Source organism: Kocuria sp. KH4, from assembly GCF_053711175.1.
Map to the genome: position 1 here is coordinate 1 of NZ_JBSJYX010000036.1, position 18,245 is coordinate 18,245.

Annotated in this window: 21 protein-coding genes; 8 read left to right on the forward strand and 13 right to left on the reverse strand. The window is 75.1% G+C overall.

The genetic code is table 11. From position 1 onward, the window contains the following. Nucleotides 1-86 precede the first annotated feature (86 nt). The 7 genes from ACWCOM_RS17765 to ACWCOM_RS17795 form a co-directional block, all read right to left on the reverse strand. The gene (locus ACWCOM_RS17765) at nt 87-641 is read right to left on the reverse strand and encodes an AMIN-like domain-containing (lipo)protein (RefSeq protein ID WP_454550081.1); all 555 of its coding nucleotides are present in this window, start codon (nt 639-641) and stop codon (nt 87-89) included. Between the two features lie 148 nt (nt 642-789). After that, entirely contained in the window at nt 790-1,611 is an 822-nt protein-coding gene (locus ACWCOM_RS17770; protein WP_454550082.1) for a TrmH family RNA methyltransferase, read from the reverse strand. A gap of 73 nt (nt 1,612-1,684) precedes the next feature. Further along, entirely contained in the window at nt 1,685-2,551 is an 867-nt protein-coding gene (locus tag ACWCOM_RS17775; protein WP_454550099.1) for a sulfite exporter TauE/SafE family protein, read from the reverse strand. 11 nt (nt 2,552-2,562) lie between these two features. Beyond that, entirely contained in the window at nt 2,563-3,348 is a 786-nt protein-coding gene (locus ACWCOM_RS17780; protein ID WP_454550083.1) for an ABC transporter ATP-binding protein, read from the reverse strand. Nucleotides 3,349-3,408: 60 nt separating this feature from the next. Next, nucleotides 3,409-4,326, reverse strand: coding sequence for an enoyl-CoA hydratase/isomerase family protein (locus ACWCOM_RS17785; protein WP_454550084.1), 918 nt, complete (start codon nt 4,324-4,326; stop codon nt 3,409-3,411). Further along, a complete protein-coding gene (locus ACWCOM_RS17790) occupies nt 4,323-5,558 on the reverse strand; it encodes a CaiB/BaiF CoA transferase family protein (protein WP_454550085.1) in 1,236 nt (411 codons plus the stop codon). The genes ACWCOM_RS17785 and ACWCOM_RS17790 overlap by 4 nt, the downstream gene beginning before the upstream one ends. A 61-nt stretch (nt 5,559-5,619) precedes the next feature. After that, a complete protein-coding gene (locus ACWCOM_RS17795; protein WP_454550086.1) occupies nt 5,620-7,005 on the reverse strand; it encodes an SLC13 family permease in 1,386 nt (461 codons plus the stop codon). 206 nt (nt 7,006-7,211) lie between these two features. Between ACWCOM_RS17795 and ACWCOM_RS17800 the strand changes: the two genes are divergently transcribed. From ACWCOM_RS17800 to ACWCOM_RS17820, 5 genes are all read left to right on the forward strand, one after another. Beyond that, the gene (locus tag ACWCOM_RS17800; RefSeq protein ID WP_454550100.1) at nt 7,212-7,910 is read left to right on the forward strand and encodes a FadR/GntR family transcriptional regulator; all 699 of its coding nucleotides are present in this window, start codon (nt 7,212-7,214) and stop codon (nt 7,908-7,910) included. A 65-nt stretch (nt 7,911-7,975) separates the two neighbouring features. Beyond that, nucleotides 7,976-8,911, forward strand: a complete 936-nt coding sequence (serB, locus tag ACWCOM_RS17805) for a phosphoserine phosphatase SerB (protein WP_454550087.1) — start codon at nt 7,976-7,978, stop codon at nt 8,909-8,911. A gap of 137 nt (nt 8,912-9,048) precedes the next feature. Further along, nucleotides 9,049-10,887 carry an ATP-binding protein gene (locus ACWCOM_RS17810; RefSeq protein WP_454550101.1) on the forward strand — a complete coding sequence of 613 codons (1,839 nt, stop codon included), beginning with the start codon at nt 9,049-9,051 and terminating at the stop codon, nt 10,885-10,887. Then, on the forward strand, nt 10,884-11,546 hold the full coding sequence (locus tag ACWCOM_RS17815) for a response regulator (protein WP_454550088.1): 663 nt from the start codon (nt 10,884-10,886) through the stop codon (nt 11,544-11,546). The genes ACWCOM_RS17810 and ACWCOM_RS17815 overlap by 4 nt, the downstream gene beginning before the upstream one ends. A gap of 130 nt (nt 11,547-11,676) precedes the next feature. Then, nucleotides 11,677-12,096 carry a hypothetical protein gene (locus ACWCOM_RS17820; RefSeq protein ID WP_454550089.1) on the forward strand — a complete coding sequence of 140 codons (420 nt, stop codon included), beginning with the start codon at nt 11,677-11,679 and terminating at the stop codon, nt 12,094-12,096. Between the two features lie 24 nt (nt 12,097-12,120). Here ACWCOM_RS17820 and ACWCOM_RS17825 read toward each other — a convergent pair whose 3' ends face one another. Continuing rightward, nucleotides 12,121-12,537, reverse strand: a complete 417-nt coding sequence (locus ACWCOM_RS17825) for a hypothetical protein (RefSeq protein ID WP_454550090.1) — start codon at nt 12,535-12,537, stop codon at nt 12,121-12,123. Nucleotides 12,538-12,618: 81 nt separating this feature from the next. On the opposite strand from ACWCOM_RS17825, the gene ACWCOM_RS17830 reads away from it, so the two are divergent. Further along, the gene (locus ACWCOM_RS17830) at nt 12,619-13,377 is read left to right on the forward strand and encodes an amidohydrolase family protein (RefSeq protein WP_454550091.1); all 759 of its coding nucleotides are present in this window, start codon (nt 12,619-12,621) and stop codon (nt 13,375-13,377) included. Between the two features lie 49 nt (nt 13,378-13,426). Here the strand turns inward: ACWCOM_RS17830 and ACWCOM_RS17835 are convergent, their stop codons facing one another. Next, the gene (locus tag ACWCOM_RS17835; protein WP_454550092.1) at nt 13,427-13,981 is read right to left on the reverse strand and encodes a dihydrofolate reductase family protein; all 555 of its coding nucleotides are present in this window, start codon (nt 13,979-13,981) and stop codon (nt 13,427-13,429) included. 140 nt (nt 13,982-14,121) lie between these two features. Between ACWCOM_RS17835 and ACWCOM_RS17840 the strand changes: the two genes are divergently transcribed. Together ACWCOM_RS17840 and ACWCOM_RS17845 are read left to right on the forward strand one after the other, a co-directional pair. Next, nucleotides 14,122-14,535 carry a VOC family protein gene (locus tag ACWCOM_RS17840; protein WP_454550093.1) on the forward strand — a complete coding sequence of 138 codons (414 nt, stop codon included), beginning with the start codon at nt 14,122-14,124 and terminating at the stop codon, nt 14,533-14,535. 92 nt (nt 14,536-14,627) lie between these two features. Further along, entirely contained in the window at nt 14,628-15,020 is a 393-nt protein-coding gene (locus tag ACWCOM_RS17845) for a VOC family protein (protein WP_454550094.1), read from the forward strand. A 49-nt stretch (nt 15,021-15,069) separates the two neighbouring features. Here the strand turns inward: ACWCOM_RS17845 and ACWCOM_RS17850 are convergent, their stop codons facing one another. The 4 genes from ACWCOM_RS17850 to ACWCOM_RS17865 all read right to left on the reverse strand — a co-directional run bounded on the left by ACWCOM_RS17850 (nt 15,070) and on the right by ACWCOM_RS17865 (nt 18,129). Beyond that, nucleotides 15,070-15,579, reverse strand: coding sequence for an SRPBCC domain-containing protein (locus ACWCOM_RS17850; protein WP_454550095.1), 510 nt, complete (start codon nt 15,577-15,579; stop codon nt 15,070-15,072). A 109-nt stretch (nt 15,580-15,688) separates the two neighbouring features. After that, nucleotides 15,689-16,258, reverse strand: coding sequence for an SAM-dependent methyltransferase (locus ACWCOM_RS17855; RefSeq protein ID WP_454550096.1), 570 nt, complete (start codon nt 16,256-16,258; stop codon nt 15,689-15,691). A 298-nt stretch (nt 16,259-16,556) separates the two neighbouring features. After that, nucleotides 16,557-17,315, reverse strand: a complete 759-nt coding sequence (locus ACWCOM_RS17860; protein WP_454550097.1) for an SDR family oxidoreductase — start codon at nt 17,313-17,315, stop codon at nt 16,557-16,559. Nucleotides 17,316-17,400: 85 nt separating this feature from the next. Further along, nucleotides 17,401-18,129, reverse strand: a complete 729-nt coding sequence (locus tag ACWCOM_RS17865) for a beta-ketoacyl-ACP reductase (protein WP_454550098.1) — start codon at nt 18,127-18,129, stop codon at nt 17,401-17,403. Nucleotides 18,130-18,245 lie beyond the last annotated feature (116 nt).

Consider the following 18,245-nt stretch of genomic DNA (forward strand, 5'->3'; position numbering starts at 1 on the left):
GGGCGACCGGCCGGTCGCCCGGGCGGCCCGGTCGGATCGGAGGGAGCCTTCCCGGGCCCCGCCGCCGGCGCCCGCGGTCGCCGGGCCTACCACCGGTGGGCGACGTCCACCACGAGCCGGGAGCCCTTCCCCGGGCCGTCGAGCACGAACACGCGGAACGGCAGCCGGGCGCGCACCCCCAGGCCGACGGACGTCCGGGCCTCGTAGCTGCCGCCCCACGCCACCTGGCGGAAGGTGCGGTAGCCGCCCACGTCCACGAGCTCCGAGCCGTTGCGGAACCTGTACGTGGCCTTGCCCTTGCCGTCGTAGGCGGGGGCGTTGACGGTGATCACCAGGTCCCGTCCGCGCAGGGCGATGGGGTCCCCGGAGCCGATGCCCGTGAACGCCTGGTAGCGGACGTCGTAGCCCCGCAGCCGGCCGTCCAGGTCGATCACCAGCCGGTCGAAGCAGGCGTGCTCCCCCGCCCGGACGTCGGTGACGTGGGGATAGCGCGGCGTGCCGGCCTCGCCGCTGCGGGCCTTCGCCCCCGATCCCCAGGTGATGCCGCAGTACGGGGCCGCGGCGCTCGCGCTGCCGGGGACGATGAGCCCCAGCCCCATGGCCAGCACCAGTGCCGCCAGCCATGAGATCAGCTTCTTCATGACACACCTTCTCGGTCGTCCGCCCGCCGGCCGTCGGCTGCTGCCGCGGTTGTCGCAGCGGCCACGGACGCCTCCAGGATAGTCTTCGCAGATGCCAACGACCCTGGTGGGACAGGGATCGACGCCCGAACCGTTACGATCGACAGCCTCAGCGACCGGGCCGGGTCTCCCAGAACGCCACGGCGGAGGCCGCGGCGACGTTGAGGGAGTCCACGCCGTGGGACATCGGGATCCGCACCGTGAGGTCCGCGTGGTGGACGGCGGCCGCGCTCAGCCCGTCCCCCTCCGTGCCGAGGACCAGGGCGAGCCTGCGGTCGCGGCGGGCCGAGAGCTCCTGCAGGGTGATGGAGTCGTCGCTCAGCGCGAGCGCCGCAGTGGTGAAGCCCGCGTCCTTGATCCGCTGCAGGTCGGCGGTCCAGTGCTCCAGGCGCGCCCAGGGCACCTGGAACACGGTGCCCATGGACACCCGGATGGCCCGCCGGTAGAGGGGGTCGGCGCAGCGGGGGGTCACCAGCACGGCGTCGACGTCGAGCGCGGCGGCCGAGCGGAAGATCGCGCCCACGTTGGTGTGGTCCACGACGTCCTCCAGGACGGCCACCCGCGACGCCGTGGCCAGCAGCTGCTCCAGCGGCACCGGCGCGGGGCGCTGCATGGCCGCGAGGGCGCCGCGGTGCAGGTGGAAGCCGGTGATCTGCTCCAGCACGGCGTCGGGTCCGACGTACAGGGGCACGTCCGGGTGCTCGGCGAGCACGTCGGCGAGGTCCTCCAGCCACTTCTCCGCCATGAAGAAGGAGCGGGGCCGGTGCCCGGCGGCCAGCGCCCGGCGCAGCACCTTGGAGGACTCGGCGATGTACATGCCCCGCTCCGGCTCGAGCCTGCGCCGGAGCCTGACGTCGGTCAGCCGGGCGTAGTCCTCCACCCGGGGGTCGTCGGCGGAGTCGAGGCGCAGGAGCTGGGGGAGGTCGGTCACGGTGTCTCTCGGGGGCGGCGGCGGGGGTCGTTCCGATGGTAGCCGGTGCCCCGGTCCGGTTCCGCCCGGGGGCTCAGAGCAGCTCGGAGACCATGCTGACCAGGGCGACCACGCCCAGCACCACGATGACCGTGCGCAGGGCGACCGCGGAGAGGCGACGGCCGATCTTGGCGCCGGCCCACGCCCCCGCCGTGGAGCTGAGCGCGATGAGCAGGACCGCCCACCAGTTGATCCGGTCCAGGGCGAAGAGGATGTAGGAGGTCGCGGCCACGATGTTGACGACGGCCACGAGCACGACCTTCACCGCGTTGGCCGCCTGCAGCGAGGCCAGCAGGAACACCCCGAGGATGCCCAGCAGCAGCACGCCCTGGGCGGCCACGAAGTACCCGCCGTAGATCCCGGCGAGGAACACGAGCACGTACAGGGAGGCCGGCTGCGCGGCGCGGTCCGGGTCGATGGGCCGCGGGGTCTCCCCCCGGGCCTCGGCGGCCGCCCGGGCCTCGGCCGCCTGCGCGTCCTTGCGGCGGCGGACTACCGCCTGCAGGCGCGGCTGGAGCACCACGAAGCCCAGGGCGACGACGATCAGCACGGGCGCGGCGTAGCCGAAGACCTCCTCGGGCAGGTGCAGCAGCAGCCACGCCCCGATCACCCCGCCCAGGGCCGAGGCCGGCACGAGCTTGAGCAGGGTCCGCTCCACGCCCCGCAGCTCGGCGCGGTAGTGCCAGGCGCCCGTGAGGTTGCCGGCGATCAGGCCCATGGCGTTGGACATGGAGGCGGTCACGGGCGGGACGCCCATGGTCACCAGCACGGGGAAGGTCACCAGGGTGCCCGAGCCCACGATCGTGTTGATCAGCCCGGCGGCGACCCCGGCGAGCAGGATGAGGGCGGCCTGCCACCACGCGAACGGGAAGCCGGCGGCGAGGTCGGCGAGCGTCTCCAGCACGGGCGCGGTCAGGACCGGCCGAAGGCGGCGTAGCGGTCGCCCACCTTCACCAGCTTCAGCGGCAGGCCGAAGGTCTCGGAGAGGTTCTTCTGGGTCATCACCGTCCGGACCGGGCCCGCGGCCACCACCCGGCCCTCGCGCAGCAGCAGCGCGTGGGTGAAGGCGTCGGGCACCTCCTCGAGGTGGTGGGTGACCATGACGACGGCCGGGGAGGCCTCGTCCCGGGCGAGCTCGTCGAGCCGGGACACGAGGTCCTCGCGCCCGCCGACGTCCAGGCCCGCCGCCGGCTCGTCGAGCAGCAGCAGCTCCGGGTCGGTCATCAGGGCCCGGGCGATGAGCACGCGCTTGCGCTCCCCCTCGGAGAGCGAGCCGAAGCGGCGCCCGGCCAGCGCCTCGAGCCCCCACGCGGCCATGAGTTCCCGGGCCTGGGCCTCGTCGGCGTCGTCGTAGCTCTCGGTCCACCGCCCGGTCACGCCGTAGGCGGCGGTGACCACGCAGTTGAGCACGGTCTCGCCCTCGGGGATCTGGGTGGCGAGCACGGCGGAGCTCAGGCCGATCCGCGGGCGCAGCTCGAAGACGTCGACGGCCCCGAGGATCTCGTCGAGGATGTCGACCATGCCGCGGGTGGGGTGCAGGCGGGCCGCGGCGATGGACAGCAGCGTGGTCTTGCCGGCGCCGTTGGGGCCCAGGATGACCCACCGCTCGCCCTCGTTGACGACCCAGTCCACGGAATCCAGCAGGGTCTTCTGCCCGCGGACGACGCTGACGTCCGCCATCTCCACCACAGCACTCATACCGGCCACTCTAGGACACGCGGTGGACCGCCCCGGCGCACCGGCCCGGCGGGACCGGCGTCAGGGGCGGGCGGCACGGCGCGGCCACCGCCCCCGCACGATCGAGGCCCGGTGCTCCTTGCCCGGGCGCTCCGCGCTGCGGCGGGCGGCCCAGAACCGCTCCCCCGACCAGGCGAAGCGGGGCGGCTCCTTGGCCAGGAAGGCCTGCTGCCCGATGCGGGCGTCGGGCCCGTCGAGCACCTGCCGGAAGAGGGCCTCCGAGGTCTCGTCCGCGCCGAGGGTGCCGGGCACGGCGTCGGCGGTGCGCCGGACGAGGTGCTTGTGGGCCTGCGTACTCAGCTGCGAGCGCTGCGCGAGGCCCGTGACGACCTCCGCGAGGACCGTGTCGAAGTCGTCCTCCGCGACCACGCGCGTGAGCATGCCCCACCGCGCGGCGTCCGCGGCGGTCACCGTGTCGCCGGTGAGCAGCAGGTAGGAGGCCGTTCCGGGGCCCACCAGCCGGACCAGGGCCTCGACGCCGGAGGCGGGGAAGACGATGCCGATGCGGGCCGGGGTCAGCCCGATGCGCAGCGAGGCGGAGGCGATGCGCAGGTCGCAGGCCCCGGCCAGCATCCAGGCCCCGCCCATGCAGTAGCCCTCCAGGGCGGCCACGGTGGGCTTGTGCACCGCCGCCAGGGCGGTCTCCGCCGCGGTGAGCAGCCCGCCGCGGGGCAGTCCGGTGCCGGGCTCGCCCAGGCACTCGAAGACCTCGGCGATGTCGGCCCCGGCGGAGAAGACGCCGCCGGTGCCGCGGATCCCGATCACGCGCACGTCCGGGTCGGCGTCGAGCTCCGCCAGCAGGCCGGGCAGGGCGGCCCACATGGCCGGGGAGAGGGCGTTGCGCCGGTCCGGGCGGTCGAGGACCAGCCAGGCCACGGGGCCGTCGCGCCGCACCGCCACGGTGCCGGTCGGGACGTCGCGCACGGGCTGGGCGGTCATCGCCGGGACTCCTTCGGCTGGGGGGTGGTATCAGCGCCGGTGGCCTCGAGCCAGGCCCGGACGGTCCGGCCGTGCTGGTCGAGGACCGGCGGGGCGTCGTGGGCCCGCCGCGTGGTCTCGTCCGTGTCGCCGGGGGCGAAGAACCGCACCGCGGGCCCGGGCAGCTCCACGGGCCCGAGGACCTCGTGGTCGACGCCCACCACCAGGCCCTGCGAGCGGACCTGCTCCCAGGCGTACACCTCGTCCAGGGTGCGGACCTTCCCGGCGGGGATGCCGATCCCGGCCAGCCGCTCCAGCAGCTCCTCGGGCCCGTGCGCGGCGAAGGCCTCCTCGACCGCTTCGATCACGGCCCGGCGGTTACGGACGCGGTCGGCGTTGGTGGCGAACTCCGCCCGCTGCGGGTCGATCCCGAAGGCCTGCGCGAAGGTGCGCCACAGCTTCTCGCTGCCCACGCTGATCTGCACCTTCCCGCCGCGGCAGGAGAACAGGCCGTAGGGGGCGATGGAGGGGTGGTGGTTGCCCTGGGCGAGCGGCACCTCGTGGGCGACGGTGGCCCGGGTGCCCTGGAAGGCGTGCACCCCGACCACGGAGGAGAGCAGGGAGGTCCGGACCACCTTGCCCGCCCCGGTGCGCTCACGCTCGTACAGGGCGGCCAGGGCGCCGTAGGCGCCGTTCATCCCGGCCAGCAGGTCGGCGATGGGCACGCCCACCCGCTGGGGGTCCTCGGGCCCGGAGCCGGTCAGCGACATCAGCCCCGCCTCGCCCTGGACGATCTGGTCGTAGCCGGAGCGCCGGGACTCCGGGCCGTCGTGGCCGAAGCCGGTGATGGACAGGATCACCAGGCGGGGGTTGAGCCGGTGCAGCTCTTCGACGGAGAAGCCGAGCCGGTCCAGCACCCCGGGGCGGAAGTTCTCCACCAGGACGTCCGCGCGCGCCACGAGGGCCCGGAGCACCCGGACGCCGTCGTCGGACTTGAGGTCCAGGGCGACCGACTCCTTGTTGCGGTTGCAGGACAGGAAGTAGGTGGCCTGCGGGTTCTCGGCGGGGCCCACGAAGGGCGGTCCCCAGCCGCGGGTGTCGTCGCCGGCGCCGGGGTTCTCGATCTTGATCACGCGGGCGCCGAGGTCGCCGAGCATCATGGCCGCGTGCGGGCCGGCGAGGGCGCGGGAGAGGTCGACGACGAGGGTGCCGGCCAGCGGCCCCTCGGGGGTGGTGTTCGTGGTCTCGGTCATGGGGTGGTCCTCCGGGTCGGTCGGGGCGGGGTCGGTCGGGGCGGGAGCGGGGGCGGGCGGGCTACAGCCAGCCGGGGGCGACCATCACGCCCCAGGCGAGGAGGGGCCCGAGGACGACGACACCCGCGGCGTAGACGAGGATCCGCTTGTAGAAGGCGTCGCGGTCCACGCCGGCGGGGGCGTTGGCGAGCACCAGGGCGCCGTTGGTGGAGAAGGGCGAGACGTCCACGATGGTCGAGGAGACCGCCAGGGCGCAGATCAGCCCGGTGGCCCCCACGTCCCCGGCGAGCAGGAAGGGCACGGCCAGCGGGATGAGGGCGGCCAGGATGGCGGTCGAGGACGCGAAGGCGGAGACGACGGCGCCGATGTAGCAGATCAGCAGCGCGGCCAGCAGCGGCATCCCCATGCCGGCCACCCCGTTGGAGACGTACTCGATGGTGCCGGCCTCCTGCAGCACTCCCACGAAGGTGAGCATGCCGCCGAGCAGCAGCACGGTGGACCAGTCGATCTTGTTCACCGCGCCCTTCTGCGCCTTCGGGGACACCAGGGCGAGGACGACGGCCACGGTGATCGCCACGAAGCCGACGTCCACGCCGAAGCCGAGGGCGACGACGGCCAGCACGACCAGGCCGATGATGGTGGCGACCTGCGGCACGAGGCCTCCCCGGCCCTCCTCGCGCGCCGGCGGCGGCGTGGAGGAGCCGGCCGGGTCGCGGGGGCCGTACATGCCGGAGCCGAAGCCCTTGAAGGCGACGTCCTTGTCCCCGGCGTGACCGGCGGCGACCCTGCTGCGGGACAGGCGGGCCTCGGCGGCGCGCTCCACGAAGTCCTCGGCGCGGGCCGAGACGAGTCCCCGGCCGCCGAGGGCGACGAACAGCACGACCGCGATGAGCAGGTTGAAGACCAGGCTGGAGAGGAACACCGCGGTGGGGCTGACGTCCAGGCCGGCCTGGGCGACGATGCCGTTGACGGTTACGCCGTACACGGCGATCGGCGAGAAGCCGCCGCCCTGGGCGCCGTGGATGACCATCATGCCCATCATCAGCGGATTGATCTTGTACTTGGCCGCGAAGCTCAGCGCGATGGGGGCGATGATCGCCACCGCCGCCGGGGAGAGGGCGCCCACGGCGGTGATCACGGCGGTGATGAAGAACATGATCCACGGGATCAGCGCCACCCGGCTGCCCACGAGCTTCACGGCGCCCTGGACCAGCAGGTCCACGGTGCCGTTCTTCTGGGCGATCGCGAAGAGGTAGGTGACCCCCACGATGGTGAGGAACAGCCCCCCGGGGAACGCCTCGAGGATCTGGTCGGTGTCCATGCCCAGCACGAGGACGCCGAGGACGAAGGCGCCCACGAAGGCCAGCGCCCCCATGTTGACGGGCAGGACGGTCGCCACGACGAACATCGCGGCGAGGATGAGGATGGAGAGCACTTCAGGGCCCATGGGTCTGCTTTCTGACGGTGGCGGGAAGTCCGCGGGTCGATCCGGAGCCGGGATGTGATCCGGCCCACAGGTTTTGGACTAGCCAATAGGACACCTGTCCGCTTGTCAACAGGGCGGGTAGCATGAGGGCCAACCACGCGGGGCAGCGGCACCGCACGACGACGACCCGGGCGCTGCGCCCGGCGCAGAGCACGGGGAGGCCGGCGATGGCAGGGGCCCGGGGGCTGGACCGCGTGGAGCGGCCACGGCTGTACGAGCAGGTGGTCGAGCGGCTGCTGGACCACGTCATCGAGCAGCGGCTCCGGCCCGGCGACCGTCTGCCGCCCGAGCGCGACCTCGCCGAGCGGCTGGGGGTCTCGCGCGCCACCGTCGCGCAGGCTCTCGTTGCCCTCGAGGTGCTGGGGGTGATCGACGTCCAGCACGGCAACGGGGCGGTGCTGCTCTACCGGCCCAGCAGCGCGGCGGTGCTGCGCGGGCTGCGCGAGCACACCGACCGGCTGCCCGACATCGTCGACGCCCGCAGCGCCGTGGAGACCAAGATCGCGGAGTTGGCGGCGCTGCGGCGCACCCCCGAGGACCTGGCCGCCGTCGAGGACGCCCTGGAGGTCATGGACCGCGACATCGCCCGGGGCGGGCGCGGCCTGCTCGGGGACGAGCTGTTCCACGCCGCCGTCACCGCGGCCGCCCACTCGGCCGTGCTGGCCCGCCTCATGACGTTCATCTCCGACCTGGTGCGGGAGACCCGCATCGAGTCGCTGAGCCAGGAGGGCCGGCCCGAGCGGTCCCTCGAGTCGCACCGGGCCATCGCCCGGGCCATCCGCGAGCAGGACCCCGAGGCGGCCGCGCGGACGATGGTCGAGCACATCCGGCTCGTCTCCGACGTCGCGGTGCTCCGGCCGGAGTGAGCGGCCGGCCCGGACGGGGACCCGGTGCGGCGGGGGACGGCCGGGCACCCGGATACACTGACGGCATGACCACCGACCTCGCCGTGATCGCGTTCGCCCAGAATCCGGACCCGGAGGCCCGCGAGCGCATCCTCACCCTCGTGCGGGACACCGGTGCCGAGATCGAGCGGTTCTCCACCGTGCGGGTGACCGGCCCCGGCTCCGCGGGCCCGGACGCGGAGGTGCCCGGCTACAACGCCTTCACCGCCCGCGTGCACGGCAGCGAGGCCTCCGCCCTGCTCGCCGCCCTGCGCCCGGACCCGCTGTCCCAGCTGCTGCCCGGCGTGGACGTCAACGTCGTGCCCGCCACGCTGCTCGACCCGGAGCGCCGGAAGCTGCTGGTCATGGACGTCGACTCCACGCTCATCCAGCAGGAGGTCGTCGAGATGCTCGCCGCCCACGCCGGCCCCGAGGCCGAGGCCGAGGTGACGGCCGTGACCGAGGCGGCCATGCGCGGTGAGGTGGACTTCGCCCAGTCCCTGCTCGCCCGGGTCGAGACCCTCGCCGGTCTGCCCGAGAGCGCGATCGACGAGGTCCGGGCCGCCGTGCGCCTGTCCCCCGGCGCCCACGTGCTGATCAAGGCGTTCCTGCGGGAGGGCCACGCCGTGGCGGCGGTCTCCGGAGGGTTCCTGGGCGTGCTCACGCCGCTCGCCGAGCAGCTGCAGCTCACCCGGCACGCCGCCAACCTCCTGGAGGTCGCTGACGGCCGGCTGACCGGCCGGGTCGTCGGGGACGTGGTCGACTGCACGGCCAAGGAGCGCTTCCTGCGCACCTGGGCCGCCGAGCTGGACGTGGCCCTCGAGGACGTGATCGCCGTGGGCGACGGCGCCAACGACATCGACATGGTCACCGCCGCCGGACTCGGCGTGGCCTACAACGCCAAGCCCGCCCTCCGCGCCGCCGCCGACGCACAGATCAACCTGCCCAACCTGGACGCGGTCCGCTTCTTCGCCGACCTGTGAGCCGGGCGGCGGGCCGGCCGGCCCACCCCCGGGCCACCCGCCCCCGGCGGCCCGCCGCGGACCGCCTCCCGCACCACCGCCCGGCCGGAGGAGGGACCGTGACGACACCCCGCACGCGGCCGGGCTTCCTGGCCCGGATGCTGCTGCTGCACCTGGCCGTGGTCGCGGCCGTCGTGCTGCTGTGCGGCGGGGTCTACGGCTGGCTGACCTACGAGCGGCTGGGCCGCGACGCCGAGCACCAGGCCCTGTCGATCGCCCGGTCGGTGGCGAGCGACGACGACGTGCGCGCGACCGTCGCCGGGCTGGTCGACGCCGGCCCGGCGGATCTCGATCCCGACGCGCTGGCCACGGGCGTCCTGCAGGCCGCCGCCGAGGACGTCCGCCGCCGCACGGACGCGCTGTTCGTGGTGGTCACCGACGACGAGGGGCTGCGGCTGTCCCACCCCAACCCGGCGCAACTGGGCCGGCCCGTCAGCACGGACCCCACCGAGGCGCTGGCCGGACGGGAGGTCACCAGCCAGGAGCGCGGCACCCTGGGCCACTCCGCCCGGGCGAAGGTGCCCGTCTACGCCCCCGGCACGGACACCGCCGTGGTCGGCGCGGTCAGCGTGGGCATCTCCCGCACGGACGTGCTCGCCACCCTGGAGGAGGACGTCGCCCCGGTGGTCGGCACCGCCCTCGGGGCCCTGGCCCTGGGTGCCGCGGCCTCCACGGCGATCGCCCGCCGGCTCAAGCGGCTCACCCTGGGCCTGGAGCCCGAGGAGATCACCGAGCTCGTCCAGGACCAGGAGGCCGTGCTGCGCGGGGTGGACGAGGGCGTGATCGGGATCTCCCCCGCGCACCGCATCACCGTGGTCAACGAGGAGGCGGGGCGGCTGCTCGGCATCGCCGACCCGGCCGGGCTCGTCGGCGCGCCCCTGGCCGAGGCGGGCCTGCCGGACTCCTTCCCCGCCCTGCTGGCCGCGGCCACCCCCGCGTCCCCGGCGGTGGAGCAGGTGGTGGGCGCCCACGTGCTCATCCTCTCGGCCCGCGCCGTGCGGCCCGCCGGCCCGGGTCTGCCCGGGCTGGGCTGGGTGGTGCTCGTGCGGGACCGCACCGAGCTGCAGTCCCTGACCCGGCAGCTGGACGCCGTGGGCGCCCTCAGCACCGCCCTGCGCGCCCAGCGCCACGAGTTCGCCAACCGGCTGCACACCATCTCCGGCCTGCTGGCCCTCGGCGACGCGGACGAGGCCCGCCGCTACGTCGCCGAGGTCACCGAGACCGGTCCGCTGAGCTATCCCGCCGAGCAGGCCGAGCTGCTGCGGGACCCGTACCTGCAGGCCTTCCTCGGCGCCAAGAGCGTCGAGGCCGCCGAGCGGGGCGTGGTCCTGCGCATCGGCGCGGACACCCTGGTCCGGGGCCAGATCACGGATCCCCAGGACGTCACCACCGTGATCGGCAACCTCGTGGACAACGCCGTGCGCGCCGCCGTCCAGGGCGGCGCCGAGGACCGGTGGGTCGAGGTGGAGCTGCTGGACGAGTGGGCCGGCGGCAGCGGCACGCTGCACCTCGTGGTCGCCGACTCCGGGGACGGCCTGCCGGTGGCGGACCCCGAGCCGGTCTTCGCCCAGGGCTGGTCGACCGCCGCTCCTCCCTCGGGTGCCGCCCCGGACGGGGCCGTCGCGGGGCTCGGACTGGCGGAGGCCCACGGGCAGGGCTTCGGCCTGCCCCTCAGCCGGGAACTGGCGCGGCGCCGCGGCGGGGACGTGTGGGTGGCCGACCCGGGCCGACCGGGCGGTCCCGGGGCCGTCTTCTGCGCCCGGCTGCCCGGCACCGTGGTGCCCGGCCACCGCCCCGGGGACCGGGTCCCGGCCGGGCCGCGGGAGGACGGGGCCCCGGCCGCCGGCACCCCGCGGACCGGGGCGGGCAGCGCCGCTGTCCCCGCCGCCGACGGGGCTGCAGGTGCAGGAGCCGACGCAGGAGGAGGAACGGGATGAGCGAGGACCTGGTGGTCCTGGTGGTCGACGACGACTTCCACGTGGGGCGGCTGCACGCGGGCTACGTCAACGCCGTACCGGGCTTCACGGCCCTGCCCCCGGTGGGCACCGCCGAGCAGGCCATGCGCACCGTGCACGCGCACCAGCCCGACCTGGTGCTGCTGGACGTGTACCTGCCCGACGCCCTGGGCCTGGACCTGCTGCGCGCCCTGGACGTGGACGTCATCATGCTCACCGCGGCGGCCGATCCCGTCTCGGTGCGCACCGCCGTGCGCCGCGGAGCGCTCGCCTACCTGATCAAGCCCTTCACCGGGCCCCGGCTCGCCCGGACCCTGCGCGCCTACGCCCGGTACCGTCGGCTGCTCGCCGACCGGGACGGACTCACCCAGGAGGGCGTGGACCGTGCCCTGCACGCGCTGCACCCGGCCGAGGCGGCCCCCGGGGAGCGTCCGCGCTCCGCGACGGAGGCCTCGGTGCTGGCGGCGCTCGAGCCGGGGGCCCCGCTCTCGGCGGCGGAGATCGCGCAGAAGGTCGGCATCTCCCGCGCCACTGCCCAGCGCTACCTCTCCGCGCTGGCCGAGGACGGCTCCGTGGAGATCCAGCTGCGCTACGGCAGCACCGGGCGCCCCGAGCACCGGTACGGGCCCGCCGCTCCCTGACCGCCCCGTGGCCGGGGCGCCCCGGCGCCCGTCACGGGGGGCGCCATGGGCGTCCCAGCGCATAGGATCCCGGTGGGGGCACCCGTGCCGGGCACCGGCCCCTCTCCTCCACCGACAAGGACCCCACCTCATGCGCCGTTCCCCCGCCGCCGCGCTCGCCGCGGCCGCTCTCGCCTCCGTGGTCCTCACCGGGTGCGGGCTCACCACCGACACGATCGCCGCCAGGATCCCCGCGGGCGGGGTCACCTTCGACGACGCCCTGGGACTGCGCGAGGCCGTGGTCGACGCCGGGGTGGAGTGCCCGGGCGACCAGCAGCTGCGCGACACCCAGGGGGGCACGGGCAGCACCGTGCTGCCCTGCGACTACAACCTGCTGCTCGCCGTGGCGGACGGTGAGCGGATGACGCAGCAGCTGACGGACAACCTCGAGGCGATCCCCGGGATCCACTACCTGCACGGGGGCAACTGGGTGGTCGCCTCGGACGACCGCGGCCGGCTCGAGCGGGTCCAGGAGGACCTCGGCGGGGAGATCGCCTCCACCGCCTCCTGAGCACGCGGCCGCGGCGGGGCGGGCTCAGGCCCGGCGCAGGTCCAGCCAGTAGACGTCGCGCTCCGTGTCGTGGCGCAGCAGCTTCACCACCGGCCCCTCGTAGACCTCGAACGCCCGGACGACCAGCTCCCGGACGTCCCGGGTGGCCACGGTGACCGTCCCGCCCAGGGCGTCGTCGGCGGTCTCGCGCACCACCACGACCCGGCCCGGGTCCACCCAGGAGGGCTCGTCGTCGGCGTCGCGCAGCACGTCCAGGGCGTACGTCAGCTCCTCCGCGCCGGTGTCCGCGAAGACGTCCAGGCGCGCGGCCTCGGGATGCCGTCGGGTGAGCTCCTCGGCGACCAGGCGCAGCAGCTTCCGGGCATAGCTGCGCCGGGCACGCTCCAGGGCGTCCTCGGCGGCCCGCAGCGTCTCCTCGGGGGTCAGGGTGGTCGTGCTCATCGGCAGACAGCCTATGCGCGCCGGCGCCCGAACCCGCGCAGGGACCCGCGAGCCGCCGGACGGGTCGGGCACAATGGCAGGATGATCGACGCCCACCTGCACATCGTCGACCCGCGCTTCCCGCTCGAGCCGAACCAGGGCTACGTGCCGGCGGCGTTCACGGTCGCCGACTACACCCGGCGCACCCGGTCCCTGGGCGTGCGGGGCGGCGCCGTGGTCGCCGGCTCCTTCCAGGGCCGGGACCAGGGCTGGCTGCAGGCGGCGCTGGCCGAGCTGGGGCCCGGCTTCGCCGGGGTCGCCCAGCTGCCGGCCTCGGTCCCGGACGAGCAGGTTCTGGCGCTGCACCGGATGGGGGTGCGCGCGGTCCGGTTCCCCCTGCGCCGGGGCGCGGACGCGGACCCGGCGCGCATCGAGCGGCTGGCCCGGCGCGTGCACGAGCTCGCCGGGTGGCACGCGGAGTTCTACCTGGACGGCTCCTCCCTGGAAGCGCTCGCCCCGGTGCTGCGGCGGCTGCCGCGGTTCTGCGTGGACCACCTGGGCATGACCGACGACGCCCGGCCGCAGCTGCTGCGGCTCGTGGAGCGGGGTCACAAGGTGAAGGCCACGGGCTTCGGCCGGGTGGAGCTGGACGTGCCCCGGGCGCTGCGGGAGATCCACGCCGCGGACCCCACCGCGCTGCTCTTCGGCACCGACCTGCCGAGCACCCGGGCACGGCGGGCCTTCCGCGACGACGACGTGGACCTCGTCGCCGCCGTGCTCGGCGAGGACGCCGCGGCCGCGGTGCTGCACGACAACGCGGCGGCCTGGTACGGGCTTCCCCGCCCCGCCGCATCGGCCTGAGCGTCCCGGTCCGGGGCGCCCGCGGCGCACCCGGCACGGACCGGGCCGGCTACGCGGGCCGACCCCGCCGCTCGGAGCCCGCCAGGACGTAGCGCAGCTCCACGGCCCCGCCCTCGAAGTGCGTGGTGCGCTGCAGCCGCAGGTCGTGGGCCGCCTCCGTCGGGAGCACCGGGTGCCCGGCCCCCAGCACGATCGGCATGCAGGTCAGCCACAGCTCGTCGAGCAGCCCCGCGTCCGCGAACTGTGCCGCCAGCCGGCCGCCGCCCACCACCCACAGGTTGCGCCCGCCCGCGGAGTCCGTCACGGCCCCGGCGTGCACCCCCACCGGTCCGCTGACGAAGCGCAGGTCCGCCCCCGCCGCCCGGGGCAGGTCCCGGTGGGTGAACACCCACACCGGCAGGTCGCCGTAGGCCCACCCGCCCTGCCCGAGGACGAACTCGTAGGTGCTCGCCCCCATCGCCAGCGCCCCGACCTCGGCCAGGAACGCGTCGTAGTGCTCCTGGTAGGCCTCGAAGCCGTACTGCAGCAACCAGTCCAGGTGGTTCTCGCGGTCGGCGATGTACCCGTCCGCGCTGGCCGCCACGTAGTACTGCGTCCTGCCCATGCGCCCAGGATACGCGCGCCCCGATCGGCCCGTGCTCCGCCGGGTCGTCACGGACCCGGCGGCAGCCGCCCCGGTGTTCCGCTCCCGCCGGCGGGAGGTCATCATGGAGACATCGACCCTTTCGACGCGGAGGACGGCCCATGCCCGTGCAGCTCAGCCCTTATCTCACGTTCCGGGACACGGCGGAGGAGGCCATGACCCACTACCGCTCCGTGTTCGGCGGGCAGCTCACGATCAGCAGGTTCGCCGAGTACGGCGCCGGTGACGGCCCGGCCGAGCAGAACAAGGTCATGCACGCCATGCTCACCACCGGCGAGGGCCTGGTGCTCATGGCCTCCGACACCCCCGACAGCATGGACCTGACCGTCGGGGACAACGTCTCGGTCTCCGTGAGCGGCGACGACGAGGCCGTGCTGCGCCGCTGGTGGGACGGCCTCGGCGACGGCGGGACCGTCACGATGCCCCTCGAGCCGGCGCCGTGGGGCGGACTGTTCGGCATGTGCACGGACCGCTTCGGCGTGCACTGGATGGTCAGCGTCGACGGCGGCGCCTGACCCGCCCCGTCCCCCGCTGATCCGCCTCGCACCCTTCCGCCTCGTCCTGTTCCGCCTCGTCCCGTTCCGCCGCACCGAGGAGGGCCGTCCCCATGCGGATCACCCACACCAGGGTCTTCGTCGACGACCAGCAGCAGGCCCTGCTGTTCTACACCGGCAAGCTCGGGTTCCTGGTCAAGCACGACGCGCACACCGGGACCGGCCGCCGGCTCACCGTCGTCTCCCCCCAGGCCCCGGAGGGCGTCGAGCTCGAGCTGGCGCCCGCCGGACACCCCGCGGTCGGCCCGTTCCGGGCCGCGCTCGTGGCCGACGGCATTCCCGTCACGAGCTTCACCGTGCGGGACGTGCCGGCGGAGTACGACCGGCTCGTGGAGCGCGGCGTGCGCTTCGTCCAGCCGCCCACCACCACGGCCGGCACCACGACCGCCGTGCTCGACGACACGTGCGGCAACCTGGTCCGGATCGTGAGCGGCGCACCCGCCTGACCGCCGTGCCGCCCGCCCCGTCCGGCCGCCCGTCCGGACGGGGCGCCGGTCAGTCCCGGGCGTGCAGCACGTCGGCCAGGGCCCGGTAGTGCCCGGCCATGGCCGGGTGGTAGTCCCGGGCGAAGTCCAGCGCGTCCGGGTCCCGGCCGCTCTCGGCGGCGACGAGCCGGTCCAGGTAGTACTCCCAGCCCGGACCGACGGAGTCGAGCTCCCCGGCGGCGGGGTAGCGGTGCGTCAGCCGCACCACGGCGGTTCCGCCGCCGTCCTCGAGGTCCAGGTCGACCCGCCATGCGTCGGCCGTCGAGCCGAGGGTGACGGCCAGGTGCCGCGGCGGCTCGCACCGGCGCAGGAGCACGGGCTCCGGCCGGTCCGCGCCCTCGGCGGTCATGAGCACCGCGACCCGCCCGGAGGAGGGGTCGCCGCTCCAGGTGCCGTACCAGCGGCCGAGCCGGCCGGGGTCGGTGACGGCGGCCCAGAGCTCCTCGACCGGTTCCGGCAGGGTGCGGCACAGGACGAGGTGCCCCTCGGGGTCGAGGCGTCCGGTGGGCTGTACGGTCATGGCTGCTCCTCGCTGGGCTCCGCCCCGGCCGGGGCGTCCGGGGCGGTCGGCGCACTGCCGGGTCCTCCATGGGTAGCACCCCCGGCCGGTGCGGGGCGTCACAGTGCCGTCACCTTCGCCGCGCGGGGGGCCCCGGAGCGGGCGGGTGCGGCGCGTAGCCGGTCGGGTTCCGCGCCCGGACCCCGCTCCCCCGGTCCTCGCGCAGCACGACCGGCGCCACGAATCCGTGCGCAGCCACCACGGACCGCACCCGCTCCAGCACGGCGTCCTGCCGCTCCGGGCGCGGTCCCGGCCCGTAGGCGACGAGCAGCGTGCCGCCCGGTGCCAGGGCCCGCCGCAGCACGGTGAGCTCGGGGTCCGCCGAGGTCGTCCAGAACAGGTTCATGTCCACGGCGAACGCCACGTCGAAGGACGCCGCCGGGACGGCCAGCTCGGCGAGGGCGGCCTGCCGGACGCTGAGCACGCCGGACCGCACGGCGCCGAGGTTGCGCTCGACGGTCCGGGCGACGGCGGTCGCGGAGCGGTCGACGGCCAGCACGCGTGCGCCGCCGGTGCGCGCGCACACCAGCTCGGCGGCCGCGCCGGATCCGCAGCCGATCTCGAGCACCCGGCACCCGGGCCGCAGCGGCAGCTGATCGAGGGCCCACCGGACGCGCTCCGGCACGGTGCGCGGGGCCACGGCTACCTCGAGCTCACGGTGGCGGACCGGCCCGGGCGGTGGGGCCGGCCCGCCGCCCGGAGGTCTCCGCTGCGCGGACGGGTCACGGTGCGGCTCCCTCCCGGGGCGCGGGGCCCCTGTCCCCGGCCGGTCCCGTCCTGCGCCCGGGGCCGGCCGTTCCGTCGGCGATGTGCGCAGGATCGCATCCGCCCCGGACAGCGTACGAGGACGGGGACGGAGCAGCGGCGCGGCTCCGGCCGGGACACCCGGGCGGAGCCGCGCCGCTGCTCCGTCGGACGCCGCGGTGGTCCCGGCCGGTCTACTCCCGGCCGGCCTGGGCGAGGAAGTCGTCAGCCCCGCCGACGAGCTCCACGTGCCCGGTGGGGACGTCGGCGGTGACCATGCGCGCGATCTCCTCGGCGAACTCCCGCACGGAGTAGAGCTTGCCCGCGGCCTCGCGGCGCTGCTCGAGCGCCCCCGGCCGGGCCCGGTTGAGCAGGGTGGCGGTCACCGTGCCCTCGATCATGTCCCCGGAGACCACCACGAACGTGATGCCCTTCTCCGTCAGCTCGGGGATGCGGGCGGTGAGCGTGTCCTCGCCGGCGCGCTTGGACTTCGCGACCTGCACGTACTCGGGCATGGTCTCGACGTCGTTGATGAAGTGCGCCTGGTGGCTGGTCACGAACACCACGCGCCCGCCCTCGGGCAGGTGCTCGAGGGCGGCGGTGAGGGTGTCGTCCTGGGCGTCCCGGTTGAGCCGCAGCGCGTAGTCCTCCCCCAGGTCCGTCTCCATGCCGCCGGAGGCGTTGAGCACCAGCACGTCCACCCCGCCGAAGGCCTCCACGGCCCGGGCGAAGAGGGCGCGGACGTCCTCGGGGGCGGTCATGTCCGCCTGCACCGCGATCGCGCGGCCGCCGGCCGCCTCGATCTCCTTGACGACCTTGGTGGCCCGGGGGGCCTTCTGCCGGTAGTTGACGACGACGTTGGCGCCCTGGGCGGCGAGCAGCTTGGCGGTGTCGGCGCCGACGCCGCGCGAGGACCCGGTGACGACCGCGGTCTTGCCTGCGAGTGAACTCATGGTGCTCCTTCGGTGGAACGTGTGCGTGGGACGTGCGCGCGCGAGGCGCGCCGGACGAGGGGTGCGGGGAACGGGGTGGGCGGGCTCAGTGGCCCATGCCCAGGCCGCCGTCGACGGGGATGACGGCGCCGGAGATGTACTTCGCCTCGTCGGAGGCGACCCAGCGCACGACCGCGGCGACCTCCTCGGGCTCGGCGAAGCGGCCGGCCGGGATGGAGGCGAGGTAGTTCTGCTGGGTCTCCTCGGGCAGGGCGGCGGTCATCTCCGTGTTGATGAAGCCCGGGGCCACGACGTTCGCGGTGACGTTGCGCCCGCCCAGCTCGCGCGTGATCGAGCGGGCCATGCCGACCAGCCCGGCCTTGGAGGCGGCGTAGTTGACCTGTCCGGGCGAGCCGTAGAGGCCCACCACGGAGGAGATGAGCACCACGCGGCCACGCTTGAGCCGCATGAAGCCCTTCGCGGCGCGCTGGACCACGCGGAAGGCGCCGGTGAGGTTGGTGTCCACGACGTCCTGGAAGTCCTGCTCCTTCATCCGCAGCAGCAGGGTGTCGCGGGTGATCCCGGCGTTGGCGACGACCACCTCGACGGGGCCGAACTCGGCCTCGACCGCCTTGTACGCCGCGTCGATCGACGCGGCGTCCGTGACGTCGGCCTGCACGGCGAAGAAGCCCTCGGGCGCCTCGCCCGAGCGGTAGGTGACGGCCACGTTATCCCCGCCGTCCCGGAAGGCCTGCGCGATGGCCCGTCCGATCCCGCGGTTGCCGCCGGTCACGAGGACGGTGCGGGGGGCCGGGCTGCGCTGCTCGTCTGCCATGGGGAAGGGTGCCTTTCGGTCAGGGGTCGCCGGGGCCCGCCGTCCGCGCAGGAGGCGGGGCCCGGGAAGGATCCCTCCGATCCTACCGGGCCGCCCGGGCGACCGGCCGGTAGCCT